The organism is Streptomyces sp. S465 (assembly GCF_026898115.1).
Classification (GTDB): Bacteria; Actinomycetota; Actinomycetes; order Streptomycetales; family Streptomycetaceae; genus Streptomyces; species Streptomyces luomodiensis.
Map to the genome: position 1 here is coordinate 5,711,921 of NZ_CP114036.1, position 19,231 is coordinate 5,731,151.

General features: G+C 70.3%; 18 protein-coding genes. 10 read left to right on the plus strand and 8 right to left on the minus strand.

The window, feature by feature from the left end; genetic code table 11:
* Window positions 1–5: 5 nt before the first annotated feature.
* The 5 genes from N6H00_RS24000 to N6H00_RS24020 form a co-directional block, all read right to left on the minus strand.
* Window positions 6–1,013 (minus strand): class I SAM-dependent methyltransferase, encoded by a 1,008-nt coding sequence (locus N6H00_RS24000; RefSeq protein ID WP_268973899.1) that lies wholly within the window; start codon window positions 1,011–1,013, stop codon window positions 6–8.
* 52 nt (window positions 1,014–1,065) lie between these two features.
* Window positions 1,066–2,304, minus strand: coding sequence for an MFS transporter (locus N6H00_RS24005; protein WP_268973900.1), 1,239 nt, complete (start codon window positions 2,302–2,304; stop codon window positions 1,066–1,068).
* The gene (locus N6H00_RS24010; RefSeq protein WP_268973901.1) at window positions 2,301–3,641 is read right to left on the minus strand and encodes a lysine N(6)-hydroxylase/L-ornithine N(5)-oxygenase family protein; all 1,341 of its coding nucleotides are present in this window, start codon (window positions 3,639–3,641) and stop codon (window positions 2,301–2,303) included. The genes N6H00_RS24005 and N6H00_RS24010 overlap by 4 nt, the downstream gene beginning before the upstream one ends.
* 70 nt (window positions 3,642–3,711) lie before the next feature.
* A complete protein-coding gene (locus tag N6H00_RS24015) occupies window positions 3,712–4,725 on the minus strand; it encodes an OsmC family protein (RefSeq protein ID WP_268973902.1) in 1,014 nt (337 codons plus the stop codon).
* Window positions 4,722–6,053, minus strand: coding sequence for a trans-sulfuration enzyme family protein (locus N6H00_RS24020; protein WP_268973903.1), 1,332 nt, complete (start codon window positions 6,051–6,053; stop codon window positions 4,722–4,724). The genes N6H00_RS24015 and N6H00_RS24020 overlap by 4 nt, the downstream gene beginning before the upstream one ends.
* 448 nt (window positions 6,054–6,501) lie before the next feature.
* Here N6H00_RS24020 and N6H00_RS24025 point away from each other — a divergent pair, with 448 nt between their 5' ends.
* The 3 genes from N6H00_RS24025 to N6H00_RS24035 are packed head-to-tail and all read left to right on the plus strand — an operon-like array spanning window position 6,502 to window position 9,054.
* Window positions 6,502–7,338 carry a 2OG-Fe dioxygenase family protein gene (locus N6H00_RS24025; protein ID WP_268973904.1) on the plus strand — a complete coding sequence of 279 codons (837 nt, stop codon included), beginning with the start codon at window positions 6,502–6,504 and terminating at the stop codon, window positions 7,336–7,338.
* Between the two features lie 40 nt (window positions 7,339–7,378).
* Window positions 7,379–7,837, plus strand: a complete 459-nt coding sequence (locus N6H00_RS24030) for a GFA family protein (RefSeq protein WP_268973905.1) — start codon at window positions 7,379–7,381, stop codon at window positions 7,835–7,837.
* Window positions 7,838–7,845: 8 nt separating this feature from the next.
* Window positions 7,846–9,054 carry a MalY/PatB family protein gene (locus N6H00_RS24035; RefSeq protein WP_268973906.1) on the plus strand — a complete coding sequence of 403 codons (1,209 nt, stop codon included), beginning with the start codon at window positions 7,846–7,848 and terminating at the stop codon, window positions 9,052–9,054.
* Window positions 9,055–9,095: 41 nt separating this feature from the next.
* On the opposite strand, the gene N6H00_RS24040 is transcribed toward N6H00_RS24035, so the two are convergent.
* Entirely contained in the window at window positions 9,096–9,392 is a 297-nt protein-coding gene (locus N6H00_RS24040) for a GYD domain-containing protein (RefSeq protein WP_268973907.1), read from the minus strand.
* Window positions 9,393–9,599: 207 nt separating this feature from the next.
* On the opposite strand from N6H00_RS24040, the gene N6H00_RS24045 reads away from it, so the two are divergent.
* The 4 genes from N6H00_RS24045 to N6H00_RS24060 all read left to right on the plus strand — a co-directional run bounded on the left by N6H00_RS24045 (window position 9,600) and on the right by N6H00_RS24060 (window position 13,958).
* Entirely contained in the window at window positions 9,600–10,583 is a 984-nt protein-coding gene (locus N6H00_RS24045; RefSeq protein ID WP_268973908.1) for an alpha/beta fold hydrolase, read from the plus strand.
* Window positions 10,584–10,729: 146 nt separating this feature from the next.
* Complete coding sequence (locus tag N6H00_RS24050; protein WP_329618692.1) at window positions 10,730–12,211, plus strand: subtype B tannase; 1,482 nt, start codon at window positions 10,730–10,732, stop codon at window positions 12,209–12,211.
* 120 nt (window positions 12,212–12,331) lie between these two features.
* Complete coding sequence (locus N6H00_RS24055) at window positions 12,332–12,991, plus strand: O-methyltransferase (protein ID WP_268973910.1); 660 nt, start codon at window positions 12,332–12,334, stop codon at window positions 12,989–12,991.
* A 70-nt stretch (window positions 12,992–13,061) separates the two neighbouring features.
* Window positions 13,062–13,958: an SDR family oxidoreductase gene (locus N6H00_RS24060; RefSeq protein ID WP_268973911.1), complete on the plus strand. Its 897-nt coding sequence runs from the start codon at window positions 13,062–13,064 to the stop codon at window positions 13,956–13,958.
* A gap of 124 nt (window positions 13,959–14,082) precedes the next feature.
* On the opposite strand, the gene N6H00_RS24065 is transcribed toward N6H00_RS24060, so the two are convergent.
* Window positions 14,083–14,763, minus strand: coding sequence for a TetR/AcrR family transcriptional regulator (locus N6H00_RS24065; RefSeq protein WP_268973912.1), 681 nt, complete (start codon window positions 14,761–14,763; stop codon window positions 14,083–14,085).
* A 124-nt stretch (window positions 14,764–14,887) separates the two neighbouring features.
* Between N6H00_RS24065 and N6H00_RS24070 the strand changes: the two genes are divergently transcribed.
* On the plus strand, window positions 14,888–16,105 hold the full coding sequence (locus tag N6H00_RS24070) for an FAD-dependent monooxygenase (RefSeq protein WP_268973913.1): 1,218 nt from the start codon (window positions 14,888–14,890) through the stop codon (window positions 16,103–16,105).
* Between the two features lie 51 nt (window positions 16,106–16,156).
* On the opposite strand, the gene N6H00_RS24075 is transcribed toward N6H00_RS24070, so the two are convergent.
* Window positions 16,157–16,915: a hypothetical protein gene (locus N6H00_RS24075; RefSeq protein WP_268973914.1), complete on the minus strand. Its 759-nt coding sequence runs from the start codon at window positions 16,913–16,915 to the stop codon at window positions 16,157–16,159.
* 207 nt (window positions 16,916–17,122) lie between these two features.
* On the opposite strand from N6H00_RS24075, the gene N6H00_RS24080 reads away from it, so the two are divergent.
* On the plus strand, window positions 17,123–18,322 hold the full coding sequence (locus N6H00_RS24080; RefSeq protein ID WP_268973915.1) for a sensor histidine kinase: 1,200 nt from the start codon (window positions 17,123–17,125) through the stop codon (window positions 18,320–18,322).
* Entirely contained in the window at window positions 18,315–18,980 is a 666-nt protein-coding gene (locus tag N6H00_RS24085) for a response regulator (protein ID WP_268973916.1), read from the plus strand. Before N6H00_RS24080 ends, N6H00_RS24085 begins: the two co-directional genes overlap by 8 nt.
* The last annotated feature ends 251 nt before the right edge of the window (window positions 18,981–19,231 follow it).

Consider the following 19,231-nt stretch of genomic DNA (forward strand, 5'->3'; position numbering starts at 1 on the left):
TTCGCTCATCGACGTTCGAGTTCGAAAATGACCTCGCTGGCCACCATGTCGATGGAATGCTTGCGGCGCAGCCGCCAGCCGCCCTCCTCGAAAACCGATTCCCAGTCCTGCGCGGTCGGCAGGAAATCCCCCATCAAGTCGTGCGCCACCTCGAATCCGAGGGTGAACACCCGCAATTCCTGATCCGGCACACCGACCGTGCGCGTGGCGTCGCCGAGCAGGAATCGCCGCGCGTTCGGGAAGAGATCGCGCAGCCGGGAGAGCGTGGCGACGCACTGTTCCCGCGGCCAGAAGTCATGGCCGGCCATGAAGCAGGTCAACAGCTCGACCTCGGCGAACTCCGGGCGCGGGGCCATGCTCAGCATGTCGGCCTCGACGAACGACAGCCGGTCGGTCAGCCCCGCCTCCGCGGCGCTCTGCTCGGCCACCCGCACGGCGGCGGGCGCGATGTCGATACCGAGCCCCTTGGCCGCCGGGTACCGGCGCAGGATCTGCTGGAGCCGCTCGCCGCTGCCGCAGCCCAGGTCGGTCACCTGCCGCAGGTCGAAGTCGAGGTCGTCCAGGGCCGCGTAGAACCAGGGGTCGTAGCAGAAGGTGCTGATCTCGCGGCAGGCGACCGCGATCGCCGCGGCGTCGCGCTGGTAGAACTGGCCGACCCGGTTCTTCTTCTGGAGCACGGACGGCATCTGGCGGAAGAGTTCCGCGCTTCCCCGGACCAGCCAGTGGAACAGCGACCGGGTCTGGTAGATCTCGGCGAAGGTGTCGGTGGGCGTCACCTTGTTCTCCTCGCGCCGCACCACGCCCGCGGCGGACAGTGCGCGGAACATGGCGAGCGTGGCGGGCGCGTCCAGTTCCTGACGGGCGGCGAATTCCTCCGCGTCGAGAACGCCGTTCTCGTGGAGTTCGTCCAGCGCGCCCAGTTCCCATGCGGCGCCGATGGCCCAGGCGGCCACGGCGGAGTTGTAGATTCGGGCCGCTTCCGTCCAGGCCCCGGCATCAATCGAAGTGTTCACGGTCATCTCCATCACGAAAGCCGGTTCAAAACCTTGTCGAGTGATTGAGGGTTCATGAGTGATTGAGGCCGGCTTCGGGCACCGGCCCGGTGCGTGCCGGAGCGGCCCGCAGCACAACGGCGGCGGCCAGTGCGAACAGCAGGCCGCCCAGACCCGACGCGGCCAGGCCCCAGCCGGGAGTGTGGTGGTCGATGACGAAGCCGATCACCGGCGAGGCCAGCGCGATCCCGAGCCGGGTCGCCGCGTCCTGGAGGCCCATCGCCCTACCGAGGGCGTGGGCCGGCGCCCGGTGGCTGACGTTCTCCGTGGTGGCGGCCAGCGTCGGCGCGCAGACCAGCTGCATCGGCATCAGCGCCAGACCCAGCAGCCACCACGGCTGCCCGACGACCAGCGCCGCCGGGACGATGAGCCCGGCGAGCAGTGTCACCAGCGCCAGCTGCGGCAACGACCGCCGCACCGCGCCGTGCACCAGGCCGCCGGCGATCGACGCCACGGCGAGCATCGCCAGCACCACACCGGACCACTGGGCCTGGCCGATGGAGGACAGCGAGGCCACCAGGGCCAGTTCGGTGCCGCCGAGCGCGAACAGCGCCCCGACAGTGATCAGCAGCGTGCCCGCCAGACCGCGGCTGAGGACGCCGCCGAAGCCGCCCACCCGGAGCCCGGGGCGACCGGGCTTCCCGTCACCGGCCCGCAGCGGCGGGTTCTGCACCAGCAGGGCCGCCACCACCGCGGCGATGACCGCGCCGATCGCCGTCATCGCGGCCGTGCTGGAGTACCGCGCGGCGCAGTAGACCACGATCGCGGGCCCGATGATGAAGGACGCCTCGACCATGATGCTGTCCAGGGAGAACGCGGTGCGCTGCCGCTCCGCCGGCACGGCCGCGCTGAGCACCTGGCGCGCGATCGAGTTCGCGGGCACCACCAGCGCGCCCGCCGGGAACGCGGCGGCCACCAGCGCCGGATACGGCAGCCAGGGGGCGCCGATCCAGTACGCGGTCGCCACCGTGCCGCACACCGCGACGACGGGACGCAGGCCGTACCGGTCCAGCGCCGCCCCGACCAGGGGCGCGCCCAGCATGGTGCCGATGGTGCTCATGGTGGCGACGAACCCGGCGTCGATGTAGCCGCGGTCGAGCCGGGTGACCACATGGAGGGTCAGGGTCAGGCTCATGGCGGCCGTAGGGAGGCGCGCCACGAACATCAACAGGATCGACCGCGCCACCCCCGGAATCGCGAGCACCTCGCGATAGGGCCGGCTGCCACGGGCGATCCGCGTACCCACGCTCACGGGGCCACGCCTCCTTCCACCCGGCGGGACCCGTGGAGGTCCGGGCCGGGTCCGGTGCCGATCGGCGCGCTCCGGTCGAGGGAGACCGTGATGTCGTCGGCCTTGAGCCGGTAGTGCTCGTGATCGAGCAGGCTGTTGATGATCACCGCGCTGCGCCAGCCCGCGAGCCCGAGCGTCGAGTCCGCCACTCCATGGCTGTGCTGCGCCGCGTTCTGCACGTAGATCCGGTTCGCGTCGGGCCCGTCCCAGTGCACCCGGTAGTCGCTGCCGGTCTCGTACGCGTCCCCGGCCACCGGCATCCGGTCCCGCAGCGGCGCCATGAACTCGGGCAGCCGGGACCGGTAGCCGGTGGCCAGCACCACGAGGTCGCACATCGACTCGCGGGTGGTCCCGGTGACCGTGTCCAGCAGGGCGGCACGGAAGTGGTCCGGTGTCTCGGACAGGCCGGTCAGGCGTGCTCCGGCGAGCACTTCGTGGCTGAGTCCGCTGCGGGTCAGATAGTCCAGTTCGTACAGCCGGCGGTAGATCTGGGCGAGGAGTTCGCCGGTGATCCCGGTGGTGGCCGTACGCTGCCGGTCCAGCAGTCCGGCGCGGTGCTGGGCGGGCAGTTCGCGGAAGTACTCCACGAACCTCGGGTTGAACCATTCGTTGCTGAACGGCGAATCGTCCAGCGGCACCAGTCCGGAGCCGCCGGTCACCCAGGTGAACCTGCGCGGCCGGCCGGTCCGGCCGGACAGCAGGTCCAGCGCCACCTCCCCCGCGCTCTGCCCGCCGCCCACCAGCAGGACGTCCTTGCCGTCGACCGGCAGTCCGCGGTCCAGGTGCTGGGAGGCGTGCCACAGGCGCGGGCTGTTGATGTCGCGCGCGCACTCCGGCACGTACGGGGCCTGCCCGACGCCGAGGACGATGCTCTCGGCCATCCGCGCACCCCGGGTGGTGCGCACCACGAACCGGCGGCCGTCGTGGTCCACCGACAGGACCGCCTCGTCGAGACAGACCCGCAGCAGCTGCGCGGCCCAGGCGAAGTACTGGTCGAACTCCTGCCTGCTCACATAGTCGCTGCTGGCGATGAGGTGCCGGTAGAGCCGGCCGTGCTCGTGCAGGAAGTTCATGAAGCTGAAGCGGGACCGCGGATCGACCTGGCTGACCAGGTCCTTGGCCGCGCTGGCCTGCAACCTCGAACCGCACCACAGCAAGCCGGGGTGCCATGCGACGGACTTGCGGGATTCCACGACGCTGACCTGGACATCGCCGATCGGGTCGGCCAGCGCCGCGAGACTCAGGTTGGCGGGTCCGCCGCCAATGGCCAGGACCTTGGTGCAGTCACTTCGGTTCATCGCCAAACCAATCCTTGAAATCGACTTTCCGGCGCGCCCGCCCGGCCCGCACCTCGCCCGTCCGGTGCGGCTACCGGCCGCCGGTGACCAGCGAAATGTCCGCGATGTGCGGCCGTGAGATCAGGTCCCGGACCGCCGAAGCGGCGAAGGCGTTCGCCACGACCTCGCCGACGCCGTGCTCGGACGCCACCTTGGCGGGCGGGAACACCGTGCAGATGACGTCCTGGAGCGGAACGACGGCGTCCGCGTCCGACTGGAGCAGCCCCCGCACGTCCTCCCGCGCCTGCGCGGAGACCTCCCACACATGCCGCTCACCGGTCAGTCCGGCCGACAGCCGTCCCAGGTGCGCCGCGACGTCCGCGGCCAGCCCCATCAGCAGGTACTCCTGCGGGTTCGGCCCCCAGTCGACGCCGGTCAGCTGCTTCGGCGCGTCGACCCGCAGCGCCGGGCCGTCGGAGCCCACGGCCTTCGCCTCCAGCTGGGTGCTGCTCACCCAGCGCACCCGGCAACTCGCCGCCGGACCGGCGGCCACGGCCTCCGGGGCGTCCGGTACGGCTGGGGTGTCCGGGGTGTCCGTCGGCTGCCCGGCCGGGCTGGAGGCGCGGACCAGTTCCACCGCCACCGGATGCGTCAGCGTGGTGCAGTTGGGGCTGAAGTTGCGCATCTGCTCGACCAGTTCCGCGAGGACCTGGTCGTCCGCACTGCCGTCCATGTCGATGCGACACCGCACCGGCTCCGCCGGGTGGTCGTAGTCGATCAGCATCTCCACGCCGTCGAACTCCACACCGCGCGCACTGCCACCGCCGACCAGCGTGGTCAGCGCGCAGGACCCGATGCCGGTGAGGGCGAAGTCCATCGGCGACGCCCCGCCGCATGGGTCGTCGCCCGCGCTGTCGTCGACCTCGAAGCGGAAGCTCCGCGCCGACTTGACCGTGCCCAGCAGGGCCGGTGCGATCCAGGCGGACAGTCCGCGCCGCGGTGACCACTTCGCCCTCGCCGTGTAGACGTAGGCCGCCTCCGCCGGGTCGTGCCGTATCTCGTGCACGACCTCGCTGAATCCGGCGGTGTTGAAGCTGTTCCTCATCGCTGCTGCTCCTCGTCGGTCGCGTCGAGGCCGGTCGCGTCGAGCGCGCTGCCCAGGTCACGGATCAGGTCAGCCGCGTTCTCGATCCCCGCCGAGAACCGCACGAGCCCGGGGTGGATGCCGATCAGCGACCGCTGCCGGGACGTGAGCGAGCTGTGCGAGGTGTTGCTCGGCATGCTCACCAGCGACTCGACCCCGCCGAGGCTGGTGGCGACGTGGGGGATCGTCAGCCGGGACATGAAGTCCAGGGCCGCCTTGTCACCGCCGCGCACCTCGAAGCTGACCATGCCGCCGTAGCCGCGGTAGTCCTCGCGTGCCAGGCCGGCGTAGCGGTCACCACCGAGATCCGGGTGGTGGACGGCGGCCACCCGCTCATGGCCGGCCAGGAACCGGGCGATCTCCCGCGCGTTGTCGTTCTGCGCCCTGATCCGCAGCGGCAGCGTCTTCAGGCCGCGCTCCAGCAGGAAGCAGGCCAGCGGTTCCAGCGTGCCGCCGAACCGGAGCACCTGCGTCCAGATGCGGTCCAGGAACTTGCGCCGTCCCACGACCGCGCCCGCCGTCAGATCGCTGTGCCCGCCCAGGTACTTGGTCGCGCTGTGCACGACGATGTGCGCGCCCAGGTCCAGCGGACGCATGTTCACCGGGGTGAGGAAGGTGTTGTCCACCACCAGCAGGGCGTTCGCCTCGTCGGCGATACGCGCGATCTCACGGATCGGCGGGGCCTTGAGCAGCGGATTGGTCAGCGTCTCGAAGAACAGCAGCTGGGTCTCGGGCCGCACCGCGGCCCGGATCGCGTCGAGATCGGTGGGGTCGACGAAGGACACCTCCCGCCCGGCGGAGGGCATGTCCTCGTGCAGCAGGTTGTACGTTCCGCCGTACACGTCGTACGCCGAGATGATGTGGCTTCCGGCGTTCGTCAGGGCGTAGATCGTGCTCGCTATCGCGCTCATCCCGGAGGAGGTCACGACGCTGCTCCGGGTGCCCTCCAGCGCGGCGATCTTCTCCTGCACCGACCACTGCGTCGGATTGCCGTAACGGGTGTAGATCGGGACGTCCCGGATCGCTCCGTCGGAGAAGGCCGCGTAACTGCTCTCGTCCAGCAGGAAGGTGCTGGTCTGGAAGATCGGCGTGCCGACGCTGCCCGTGATCGGGTCCTGGTAGGTGCCCGCGTGCACCGCGAGCGTTTCCGGCGAGACATCCCGGGACAGGAACCGGTGCTGGGCCGAGACCGGCCCCGCGAAACGCGACCGGGTCAGGTCGTTGAACCAGTGGGCGTCGCTGTTCCTGCCCTCTTCGAAGCCGATCGCGGCACGGTTGTAATTATCCACGTCATCCTTCGGTTCGGTTCGCGGGAACGAATTCTGCTGATGTCGCCGTGGCAACGTATCAGGGCGTCCATCGACGGCTTATGAATAAGTTGTCGACGCGTTGTCAACGACGGATGACACGCCTCGCGCGAAACCCGGACCGAAAAGAAGCGGAGGGCCGACCTTGACATTTTCGACCGCGGCGGACCACGGTAGAAGGCGTTGACGAGTCGGCGTAAATTCACCCACCGTCATCCGGTCGACCCCGCGCGCGCCCGGTTGTGGACCCGGTATGAGCCGCGGCGGTCACAGGTATGGGGGAACAGAAAACGTAAGCAGCACCGCATGTGCGCAACGCGGTCAAGGAGGCTCGGTGAAATCAGCGCAGCAAGATTCCGCGATCTCCGTACTGGCGGACATCAAGAAGCGATACGTTCACGACCGGTCAGTCTTCATACCCGGCCGTCAGATGAAGGAACTCCTGACATTTCTCGGGGCGAGTCCGGAGGACGTCGATAAGCTCCGGACGGCGAGTGAATCGCTGAAGGACGACCCCACGCTGCCGTTCCGGAAGACCCAGAACGGCCGTTTTTGTCTGGACAGCGGCAGCCGGCGGGTGTCCCGTCTCGAATTCCAGCCCTTCGTCCTCTCCAGTGAGGAGGACTTCGTCCGTCACGACTCCGGTGAGTTGCGGCGCTTCCACGAAATCCAGAACGACCTGGCGCTGAACCCGGCGCTGCACGCCCTCTTCGCGCTGAAGTTCCTCCTCATCCACGGCATGGACACGGTGCACCGGCCGCTGCTGGCGTACGACTCCGCCCAGTGGATATGCACCCTGTTCAACATCCGCACCACCACGGATGTCAGCCTGCTGGGCGAACCCGCCCTCGAAGGCGTGCACAGCGACGGTGTGGACCACACCATGACCACCTTCCTGGGGTGCAGCAACATGACCGACGACAGCGCGACGACCTTCATTCACGACATGCGTGAGAAGAACGCCGTGCGCTGGAACGAAACGTCGCCGGAACTGGTCGTGGGCACCGCACGGCACGGCGATTTCCTGGACACCCTGCTCCTGGTGGACCACGAGCGCAAGCACAGCGTCTCTCCCGTGTACACCATCGACCCCGACCAGCCCGCGGACCGGGACATGCTGATTTTCTTCACCAGGCGGCCGGCCCTGAAGGGACATGTCTCGTATCCGTACGACTCCATGACGGCACACCGGTCCCTGCCCATGTCGGCCGATCTCCCGTTGCTGGATCTGGACAGCGAACGCGAGCACGTCCCGGTCGGCTCCTGAACCCAAGCCGGGCATCGTCCAGGAAGGAGTCGTCGTCACGATGTCTGATGAACCACGCTCTGAACAACCAGGCTCTGATGCACCACGCGCGGAAACCGAGGCCGTCGAACGCGTCTGGTACGACGGGAGCTGCCACTGCGGCGGGGTGAAATTCTCCGCGGCGGCCAGCCGCAACCTGACCATCACCCTGTGCAACTGCGGAATCTGCTTCAAATCGGGACACCAGGAGCTGATGGTGCCCGAGGAGCGGTTCACCCTGCACGAGGGGCAGCAGTATCTGAAGCCCTACCGCTTCGGCAACTGCATCGCCGACCACACATTCTGCGCGGTCTGCGGAATCATGCCGTTCTACCGTCCGCGTTCGCACCCGACCGGCTATTTCAGCGTCAACGCGCGCTGCCTCGACCTCGACCAGGCCGTCAACATCGAATACGTCGAGTTCGACGGACAGAACTGGGAAGAGGCCATGGCGGCCGGCCAGCACGTACTGACCGAATGACGAGTGCGGTGAACACACTGACAAGTGGTGCCCCGGTGACGGCACGGCCCTCGCTCGACGTCGACCGCGTCACCGTCGAGTCGCTCCGCGAACTCGGCCAGCTCAAATGGGCGCTGGCCGGACCGGACCGGCTCGCGGCATGCGTCGCGGAAACCGACTTCGGGACCGCGCCGGCCGTCACCGGGGCGTTGCGGGACGCGATCGAGCGGAACATGACCGGCTACCCGACGCCGGTCCTGTCGGCCGAACTGGCCGCGGCATGCGCCGCCTGGCAGCGGGAGAGATACGGGTGGGCGGTGGCACCGGATGACGTCCGGCCGCTGCCCGACGTCATCCGGGCCCTGCACGTGGCCATCGCCCGCTTCTCCCGGCCCGGCTCACCGGTGATCGTCCCGGTACCGGCCTATGCGCCGTTCCTGCTGGTCCCGCGGCTGCTGGGGCGGCAGGTGTACCAGGTCGAGCTGGTCCGCTCCGGCGGCCGGTACGGCTATGACCTCGACGCCCTGGAGCGCGCGTACGCGGCCGGCGGTCACATGCTCGTGCTCTGCAACCCGCACAACCCGGTCGGCCGCGTCATGGAGGCCGCCGAACTGGTCGCCATCAGCGAGGTCGTCGAACGGCACGGCGGCCGGGTGTTCGCCGACGAGGTGCACGCGCCGCTGGTCTACGCGGGCGCCCGCCATGTGCCGTACGCCTCCACCTCGGACGCGGCGGCGGCCCACGCCATCACGGCCACCTCGGCCTCGAAGGCGTGGAACCTGGCCGGGCTGAAATGCGCCCAGGTGCTGCTCAGCAATGACGCGGACCGGCGGCGCTGGGACGCGCTGGGGCGGCTGGACACCGACGGCACCGCCACCCTGGGCATGATCGCCGCGACGACCGCCTACCGGGAGGGCGGCCCCTGGCTGGACGAGCTGCTCGCCCGGCTCGACCGGAACCGGCGTCTGCTGGGCGAGCTGCTGGACGAGCGGCTGCCGACCGTGCGCTACCAGCCGCCCGAGGGCACCTTCCTCGGCTGGCTCGACTTCCGCGGCCACCGGCCGCCGGCGGCCGACCTCGCGGAGTTCTTCGCCGAGCGGGCCGGGGTCACCCTCACCGACGGGGGCAGCTGCGGTCCGCCGGGGGAGGGGTTCGTACGTCTCAACTTCGCCACCACACCGGAGGTGCTCACCGAGATAGTGGCCCGGCTGGCGGGCGCGCTGCGCTCCCTGACGTGAGGTGACGTGACGGGACATGAGGCGGCGCGAGGTGAGGTGGCTCAGCCGGTGGCCTTGGCGACGATGCGATCGATCTCCTCCCGGCCGAAAGCCGGCAGGGTCGTGGACCGGACGTTGCCCATCCCGGCGAGCTGGAGGAGCGACGCGGTGACGGTTTCGGCGTCGGGGGCCTCGATGACGGCCACGAGGTCGTACGGGCCCACGGTCCAGTAGATGTCTCGGAGCTTCGCCCCGAGCTTCTGGAGCCCGGCGGCGAATGCCTCGGACCGCCGCACGGTGTCCTTGTAGTCGCGGACTCCCTGCTCGGTCCAGTTCAGCAGCGTGACAAACGTGGGCATGGCCTTCCACCTCCGGCACGGGGGGCACCTTGCGAGGACCATCCTGGGCGTACGGCCGTGCACCCGCCCGCCAGCGCGGCGGAACGGGTGACGGGGCGGGACGGCTCGCGGGCCCGGTTTGCCGAACCGGCAACAGACGTCGTTCCCGCCGTGGACCAGGCGGCATGATCGACGCTGTTGCCCTTGGTCGACGCCCCGGAGAGAGCCATGTCGCACCCGCCCACGACCGACCCCACCCACCGCCTGGTGCCCTCACCCGCCGGCCGCATCCACCTGGTGGAGCAGGGCGCGGGACCACTGGTGCTGCTTGTCCACGGATTCCCGGAGTCCTGGTACTCGTGGCGCCACCAGATGCCGGCCCTGGCCTCGGCCGGGTACCGGGTGGCCGCCATCGACGTCCGCGGCTACGGGCGTTCGTCCCGCCCCGAGGCGGTGGACGCCTACCGGATGCGCGAGCTGGTGGCGGACAACGTCGCCGTGGTGGAGGCGCTGGGCGAGGAATCCGCCGTACTGGTCGGGCACGACTGGGGCGCGAACATCGCCGCCACCTCCGCGCTCGTACGGCCGGATGTGTTCCGTGCGGTCGGCCTGCTGAGCGTGCCGTACGCCCCGCGCGGTGGCCCGAGGCCCAGTGAGGTCTTCACCGGAATGGGCGGGGAGGAGGAGTTCTACGTCTCCTACTTCCAGGAGCCGGGCCGGGCCGAGGCGGAGATCGAGCCCGACGTCCGTGGCTGGCTCGCGGGCATCTACGCCGCGCTGTCCGCCGACACCATGCCCGAGCCCGACCTGCCCGACCCGCATTTCATCGCCCGCGGCGGCACGATGCGCGACCGGTTCCCGGCCGGGCGGCCGGCCTGGCTGAGCGAGCGGGACCTCGATGTCTACGCGGGCGAGTTCGAGCGGACCGGACTGCGCGGGGCGCTGAGCCGCTACCGGAACATGGACCGGGACTGGGAAGAGCTGGCCGAGTTCGACGGCGCGCCGATCACCCAGCCGTCGCTGTTCATCGGCGGCGGCCGGGACGCCTCCACCACCTGGATGGGCGACGCGATCAAGGCGTACCCCAGCACGCTGCCCGGTCTCGTCGGCTCGCACATCCTCGAGGACTGCGGCCACTGGATCCAGCAGGAGCGCCCCGAGGAGATCAACCGGCTGCTGATCGACTGGCTGGGCCGGGTCGGGGACAGGTGAAGGTGTCCATGAAAGTTATGTGTCCACGATAAAGCCGACAGGATCGTTGACGATTTCGCGGCCAGGGCTCTACGTTCACATGCGCCACAACTCCACAGGAGCGCGCGCCATGTGAGGAGACTTCCGTGAAGCGCAGGACCATGGTCATGGGACTTGCCGCGGCCGCCGCGACACCCGCCATCGGCGGGGGATACAGCGCGGCGGCGGCGGGTTCGGCCGGCTCGGACCCGTTGGCGTTCGACAAGGACGCCTACACCACCGAGACGAAGACCGTGTCCACCGACGACGGCGACAAGCAGGTGACCTACCGCCTCTACAAAGGCGTCGTCTATGTCGCCAAGCCCGTGGACACGAAGTACCAGAGCCTGAACGTCAGCGTGCCCGTCGAGATCGACGGCAAGGCCGTCGACGCCACCCACGCCCCGATCCTGCTGGCCAACCGGATCGGCGGCTATCTGTCGTCGTCGGTGACGGACGACAGCGGCGGCGGACCGGGCGGACCCGGCGGCCCCGGCGGTCCTGGGACGCCGGGCGGGATGGCCGGCAACGCGGACCACGGACTGGCGTCGGGGTACGTCGTGGTGGAACCGGGGGCGCGGGGCCGTGACCTCGTGGCGTCGGACGGTACGTACTACGGCGTGGCGCCCGCCGCCATCGTGGACCTGAAGGCCGCCGTGCGGTACCTGCGCCACAACGAGGGCCGCGTCCCCGGGAACACCGACCGGATCGTCTCCTCCGGCACCAGCGCCGGGGGCGCGCTGTCCGCGCTGCTCGGTGCGTCCGGGGACAGTCCCCTGTACGACGCGTACCTGAGGGAGATCGGCGCGGCCGACGCCGGCGACGCCATCTTCGCCGCCGGCGGCTGGTGTCCCATCGCCGACCTCGAACACGCCGACATGGCGTACGAGTGGATGTTCGGCGGCAGCGAACTGAGCTCCGGCGAGGTCGTCGACCAGACCGTCTCGAAGCAGGTGAGCGCCGCGTTCGCCGACTACCAGGCGTCCTTGCGGCTGCGGGGGGAGAAGGGCTTCGGCCCCCTCACGGCGCGCACCTACGACGACTACCTGCTGAAGACCTACCTCCAGCCGGCGGCCACCCGGTATCTCACGGCGCTGCCGGACGCGGACCGTGCCGCCTACCTCGCCGACCACACCTGGATCACCTGGTCCGGCGGCCGGGCGACGTTCGCGTGGGCGGACTTCCTCGGCCATGTGGGGCGCAAGAAGAACGTACCGGCGTTCGACTCCTTCGACCTCTCCGCGCCCGAGAACAACCTCTTCGGCCAGGGGACCACCAGGGCCCGCCACTTCACGCCGTACAGCCTGCGGCACACCAGCGGCGACACCGGCGCGCGGCTCGACCGCGATCTGCCCCTGAAACTCGACCTGATGAACCCGATGCACTTCATCGGGCAGGCCAACCCCGGCCGGGCGCGGCACTGGTGGCTCCGCGTCGGCACCAGCGACACCGACACCTCGCTCACGGTCGTGGGCAACCTGGCGGCCGGTCTGGAGAACCTCGGCGACGACGTCAACGCCCTGATGTACTGGGACGCCGGGCACGGGGCCAACCAGGACCCGGGTGACTTCATGAGGTGGATCGGCGAGGTGACGGGCTATCGCGCCTGACGCCGGATCCGTCCGTCCGCGGCCCCTCGGGAGAACGCTCCCGAGGGGCCGCGGCCGTTCGCGCATGGCGCGCATCATCCTCGCTAGACAAGACGCAACGTCGCGTCTACTCTACGAGTCATGGCAATCACTCACACCCTTGCCGACCCCCGGGTCGAGGCGGCTCTCAGCCGCATGTTCGAACAGGCGGAGCAGGACGGGGCCATCGCCTCGCGACTGGGGGATCTGACACCCGGGTCGAGGACCCATCAGGAGCTCGCCGACGCCGCGGCCGAGATCTACATGCCGATTTCCGCCGAGGGCGGCAAGCTGCTCTACAACCTGGTCCGCGCCGTCCGCCCGGCCACGGTCGTCGAGTTCGGCATGTCCTTCGGCATCTCCACGCTCCACCTGGCCGCCGCCGTGCGGGACAACGGCACCGGCCGCGTCATCACCACGGAGATGAGCAAGGACAAGATCGCGTCAGCCCGCGAGACCTTCGCCGAGACCGGGCTGGACGACCTGATCACCGTGCTCGAAGGGGACGCCCGGGAGACCCTCGCCGCCGTCGAAGGCCCCCTGGACATCGTTCTGCTCGACGGCTGGAAGGACCTGTGCCTGCCCGTGCTGCGGCTGCTCGAACCGCGGCTGCGGCCCGGCAGCCTCGTCGTCGCCGACGACGTCGACCAGGGCCAGGGCCTGCTGCGGCCGTACCTCGAGTACGTACGCGACCCCTCGAACGGCTACCACAACGTGACGTTCCCCATCGAGGACGGCATGGAGATCAGCTGCCGCCTCTGAGCCACGCGACCGGGGCCACCGCCGATACCAGGACCCGGCAGACCCGGTACCTCTACGAAAGAGCAGGAAGATGCACGTATTCGTCACCGGAGCGACCGGCTGGATCGGCTCCGCCGCCGTCGACCAGTTGCTCCACGCCGGACACAAGGTCACCGGCCTCGCCCGCTCGGACGCCTCCGCCACCGCGCTCGAGGCCAAGGGCGCCCAGGTGCTGCGCGGCGACCTCGACCACCTCGACAGCCTCCGCACCGGCGCCGCCGAGGCCGACGCCGTCGTCCACCTCGCCAACAAGCACGACTGGGCCAACCCGGCCGTGACCAACAAGGCCGAGCGAGACGCCGTACAGACCATCGGCGACACCCTCGCCGGCTCCCACCGGCCGTTCGTCCTCGCCTCCGGCCTGTCCTTCCTCACCCCCGGCCGGGCGGCCACCGAGCAGGACACGTCCCCCTTCCACGGCCCCGATTCCGCCCGCGGCGGCAGCGAGAACCTCGCGCTCGACTTCGTACCCAAGGGCGTCAACACGATCGTCGTGCGCTTCGCCCCCACCGTGCACGGCGACGGCGACCAGGGATTCATGGCCGGACTGGTGGCCACGGCCCGCGCCAAGACCCTCGCGGGCTACATCGACGCCGGGACCAACCGCTGGGCGGCGATCCACCGCGGCGACGCCGGACGCATCGTCCAGCTCGCCCTCGACAAGCAGGCCCCGGCCGGCACCATCCTGCACGCCGTCGCCGAGACCGGCATCCCCACCCACGACATCGCCGAGGCCATCGGCCGCGGACTCGACCTGCCCATCACCTCCATCCCGGCCGACCGCGCCGGCGACCACTTCGGCTGGCTGACCAGGTTCTTCGGAACCGACATGGCCGCGAGCAGCGACACCACCCGCACCCTCCTCGGCTGGACCCCCAGCGGCCCCACCCTGGCCGAGGACCTCGACAGCGGCTACTACTACCGCTGACCGCCCGAGGCCCTGGCCCACACCCCCATGGGCCAGGCGCCGCCCCTGCGGCCACCGCGACCACGACCTTCCTGGCGGAGGACCGTGACCACGGTGGCCGTTGTCCTGGGCCCAGCCGTCAGGACTAGTGGTGCCGGGTCATGGTCTGGTCGAACTCGTCCTGGTCCAGCGCACGATGGGGCAGGGGAGTCGGGGCGGTCCGGTCGGCGCGCAGGCCGTCCAGGATGAGGCCGAAGTAGCGCTGCCACAGCTCCGGCGCGACCTCCCGGCTGTGCTCGGTGATGACTCCGAGCATGAGCTGGAGGAGGGGGAAGTCCGTCGCTTCGATGTCGTCGCGGAGCCGGCCGTCCTCCTGGGCGCGGGAGAGCAGGGCGCTGGCCGCGGGTGTGAGGCGTTCCCGTAGGGCCGCCATGCGGGCCCTGCCGTGCGTACCGTGCAGGATGACTTCCCGGAGCCCGCGGTTGGCGGCGAAGTGCCGGGCACTTTCCTGGAAGAACTGGGTGAATCCGTCCCAGGGGTCCGCGTGGGTGAGGGCTTGCTCGGCGTGCGCGATCAGGCGCTGTGCCTGGTCCTCGAAGACCGCTTCGACGAGTGCCTCGCGGTTGGCGAAGCGGCGGTAGGCGGTGCCGACGCCGACGCCCGCGTGGTGGGCGATGTCGTCGAGGGTGACCTCCAGCCCTCTGTGGGCGAAGAGCTCCTGGGCGGCGGCGATGAGGCGTTGCCGGTTGCGTTCCGCGTCGGCCCGCAGGGGGCGGGTCCCGGGGGTGCTTTCGACGGGAGGGGTGGGGGCGGTCCGACGGCTCATGGCTCCACTGTACCCGCTAACTGGAGGTCGCTTCTCCGGATAGTGCTACGGTGAGGATGCAAGTGGAGATGAAATCTCCACTTGGTCTTCGCCTCGGTGCACGCACGCAGAGAGTGAGAACGACATGGACACCCGAAGCCCCCGCGCCCTGATCGTGGGCACAGGTATCGCCGGTCTGGCCACGGCCATGCGCCTGCGCGAGGCCGGCTGGGAGCCACTGCTGGTCGAGCGCGCCGCCCGGCGCCGCCCCGCCGGATACTTCGTCGGGCTGTTCGAGACCGGCCGTGCCACCGCGGAGCGCATGGGCGTGCTCGACACCATCGGCAACCGGTTCGACCCCACCAGCGTGACCTACGACATCGACCGGACCGGCCGCCGCCGCCCCCGCCAGGGATTCGGCGACCTGCCCGGCCGGCCCCGCCTGCTCCTGCGCGGCGACATCGAAGCCGCCCTGTACGACGCGGTCGCGTCCCGGACCGAGATCCGCTACGGCACGACGCCCACCGCCGTCCACGAGCATCCCGACGGCGTGGACGTCACGCTGCGCACCACCACCGGGGAAGACACCGCCGACACCGTGGAGCGCTTCGACCTCGTGGTGGGTGCCGACGGGCTGCGCTCCACCGTCCGCCGCCTGGTCTTCGGGCCCGACTCCGGGTACCTGCGGCCGCTCCACCACATCATCGGCGCCACGATCCTCAAGGATCCCGTGCCCGGCTTCCGGCCCCAGGACGGCCTCGTCCTGGCCGAGCCGGGCCGCTCCGTCTGGGTTTTCCCCTTCGCCGACCACCGGCCCGGGGTGCTGTTCAACTACCGCACCGACGACGAGGACGCCCAGTTCCGGCGCTCACCCGTCGAGTCGCTGCGCCGCGCCTTCGGCCCCGAACCGACAGGGCCGTTGCTGGAGAACCTCCTCCAGCAGTTCGAGCAGGCCGACGACCGCCTCTTCGACTCCACCCACCAGGTGGTGATGCCCACCTGGCACACCGACCGTGTGGTCCTGGTCGGTGACTCCGCCTGGTGCCTCACCCTCTACTCCGGTATGGGCGCCTCCACCGGCCTGGCCGGCGCGGACCTGCTCGGCACCAGCCTGCTGCGCAACCCGGACAACCTGCCCCGGGCGCTGCGCGAGTGGGAGCAGCGGCTGCGGCCCTTCATATCCACCCAGCAGGCGGACGGCCGCACGGAGGGCCTGACCATGTTCGTCCCCCAGAACCGCCGGGACCTCGCGATGCGCCGCCTCACCCGGACACTGACCGGCAACCCGGTCGGCAGGCGTGCGATGAGGAACCTGGTCGCCGGCACGTTCAAGGCCAAGTCCGTCGACATCGCGGCGCCCTGACCACGTCGGCGTCCGGGGCGAGTGACCTCACGACGTGGGTTGATGACCGCGCTACACGCGGCCGGTGTGGGCCGTTGACCAGCGCATCCCAGCTGTCAGGTGCTCAAGATAGGCCGGGTGGCCGACCGTCACCACGATGTCCACGGAGGGGCGTTCGTCGAATGCGCGGGTTTCCAGCAGCCGCCACACCCTCCAGTGCTCCAGGTCGGCCGGGTCCTCCCACGTCGCCATCTCCTCGCGCGACTCCCCGGGCTCCCAGGGCTCATCCTCGTCTTCCAAGGCCGCGACCTCGCTCCACAGCGGTACGTTGCGGACGGTGCCGCAACGGTAGGTGGTCACCACATCAGCGGCCCGTTGAGAGAACGCTTCGCCGTTGTTCCTCGTCCACAAGAGGTGGGATATCCCGTCGTGTCCTGAGCCTCCGCCCAGCTCGTACACGTCTTTCGCCAGGGTTCGGGGTTCGAGCACGGTCCTGCCGTCGTCCCCCAGCAGATATCCGTCCGCATCGACCCGGAGCCTCTTGCCGAAGAGGAAGCCGTACAGCTCCGAGAACTCCTCCTTCAGCCGCATGCCTGCGACGATCTCCTTGCCCCGCTCCTCGGAGAAGGGGTACCGGTCTCCACGGGGCACTCCATCGTCGTCGTTGTGCAGGTGCCCGTTCGTCAGCAGGAACCACGCGTCCACGAGCAGGGCCATGGGGAACGTGGGCTCGCTCGGGACCTGCCAGGCATCCGGGTTGATGAGATGCACCCGCCCGCGGAAGGTCGAGTCCTCGACAGCGTCGATGGAGACGGTGAAAAGATCAGTCATGGCGAGATGCTCATTCAGTCGGCAGGCGGGGTGGGCACCGATGTCCACCCCAGTGCCCGGACAGTAACCGCCTCCACTGACAACGGTCCCCGCCGTCCTCCACAGCGGTTCCTGAGACCGGGCCCAGCACGGCACACCGGTCGGTGACGGCGCGAGTCGCTCTTTGGAGCGATGAGGAGCGGTGCGTGAGCGCATAGTGTCGGACGGATGAACGTGGTTGACGGCAAGTGGCCCAGGTGGGGCGCTGACGCCGGTCTGGTCGCCCTGGCGGTTCTGCCGCCGCTGCTGTCGCAGCCGTACGTCGACACCTCGGGGCCGGCGTGGTCGTCGCTCATCGGGTACGAGGCGGTGGCGGCGGTGGTTCTGGTGCTGCGGCGGCGGGTGCCGGTGACGGCCTTCGTCACCGGCTTCGGCGCGCTCTTGGCGGCGCTGGTGGGGAGCGCGGGCGAGGGGGCCAAGCTGACCCCGCTGGTCTTCGTGCCACTCGCCGTGCTGCTCTACAACCTGGGCAGCCGCGGTACGAGCTGGATACGTACCGTGTCGGCGCTGCTCGGCGGTGTCGTGATGGCGCTGCTCGGCCTGTGGGTGAACCGGATGACAGCCGGTGCCAGTGAGTTCCGGGGCGGCCTGGACGTTCTCGCCGTCCTGGCTCCGATGCCGCTGGCCTGGGCGATGGGTTTCGGCTCACGCACCCGGCGTGCGCTGCTCGCCGCGGCCGAGCAGCGGGCGGCCGAGGCGAGGCGCGCACAGCTCCTGGAGGCGGCGCAGGCCACCCAGCGGGAGCGGGCGCGGATCGCCCGTGAGATGCACGACGTGGTCGCGCATTCGCTCACCCTGCTCGTCGTGCACGCCGAGACCCTGCGGGCCCGCGGCGACGAACTGCCCGACTGGGCCCGTGCCCAGGTCGACGGGCTGGCGGCGGCGGGCCGGCAGAGCAGTGGTGAGCTGCGTGATCTGCTGCGTATGCTGCGCGACCCCGCGGACGCGGCCCCCCTGCAACCGGTGCCCGGACTCGGTGAGCTGGACGCGCTGCTGGACAGCCACCGCGCCGCGGGAGGAACGATCGAGGTGCGGATGGGGACGACGGAGACCGCCCTGGAGTCCTTGCCCACTCCGGTGCGGACGGCCGGGTACCGCATTGTGCAGGAAGCACTGGCCAACGCCCGCCGGCACGCACCCGGGGCGCCGGTCCGGCTCACCGTCGACGGCACGGCCGGCCGACTGCGGTGCGAGGTGTGGAACAGCCGCGGGGTGCGGCGCGGCACGGCCGGCGCGGGGATCGGGCTCGGCCTGGTCAGCATGCGCGAACGGGTGGACGCGCTGGGCGGAGAACTCACCGCCGGACCGACCGGCGACGGCGGCTTCCGCCTCGTGGCCACGATGCCGTGGGAGAACGCCGATGCCTGAGCAGATCGGCGTGCTCGTGGTGGACGACGAGCCGATCATCCGCGCCGGCCTGAGCGCGATCCTGGACAGTCAGGCCGATCTCACCGTGGCGGGCACCGCGGAGGACGGCGAGGGGGCCGTCGAGGCGTGCGCGCGGCTGAGGCCGGACGTGCTGCTGATGGACATCCGCATGCCGCGCCGGAACGGGCTGTGGGCGCTGGCCGAGCTGGGCCGCCGGGGGCTCCTCGGACCGGGACGGAGCCAGGTGCTCATGCTGACGACGTTCGACCTGGACGAGTACGTCGACGACGCGCTGGCCGCCGGGGCGTCCGGATTCCTGCTGAAGAACAGTTCGTACGAGGAGCTGACCGGGGCGGTGCGGGCGGCGGCGGCCGGGCACAGCGCGCTGAGCCCGGCGGTGACCCGCCGGATCATCGAGGGGCATCTCAGTGGCCGGCAGCGGCCCAGCGACCACGAGCTGGCCCGGCTGAGGGAGCTCACCGAGCGGGAGCGCGACGTGCTGCGGCTGGTCGGGGACGGGCTGAGCAACGCCGAGATCGCCGACCGGCTCGTGGTGAGCCTGCACACGGTGAAGACGCACGTCAGCCGCATGCTCGCGAAGACCGGCTGCCAGAGCCGGGCACAGGCGGCGGTGCTGGCCAGGAACACGCTGTCCTGAAACCGTGCGCGGTGGACGGGGCGGCGCGCTGCCGCGCCCGGCCGTGTCACGCGTTGTCATCCTCGTCATTCCTCGTCATTCCTCGTCATTCCTTCGAATGACCGGGCGTTCGTGGGAAGCCCGCCATCGAGCGATGTGCCGGGCGGCTGCCGCTGGCTGAATGGTTGCCGTGCGCAGGGCCCGCGGCCAGGCCGCTCAGCGGGATGAACACCCGGTCCCTCGACGCACGAAGCAACCATCATGCGCCGAAG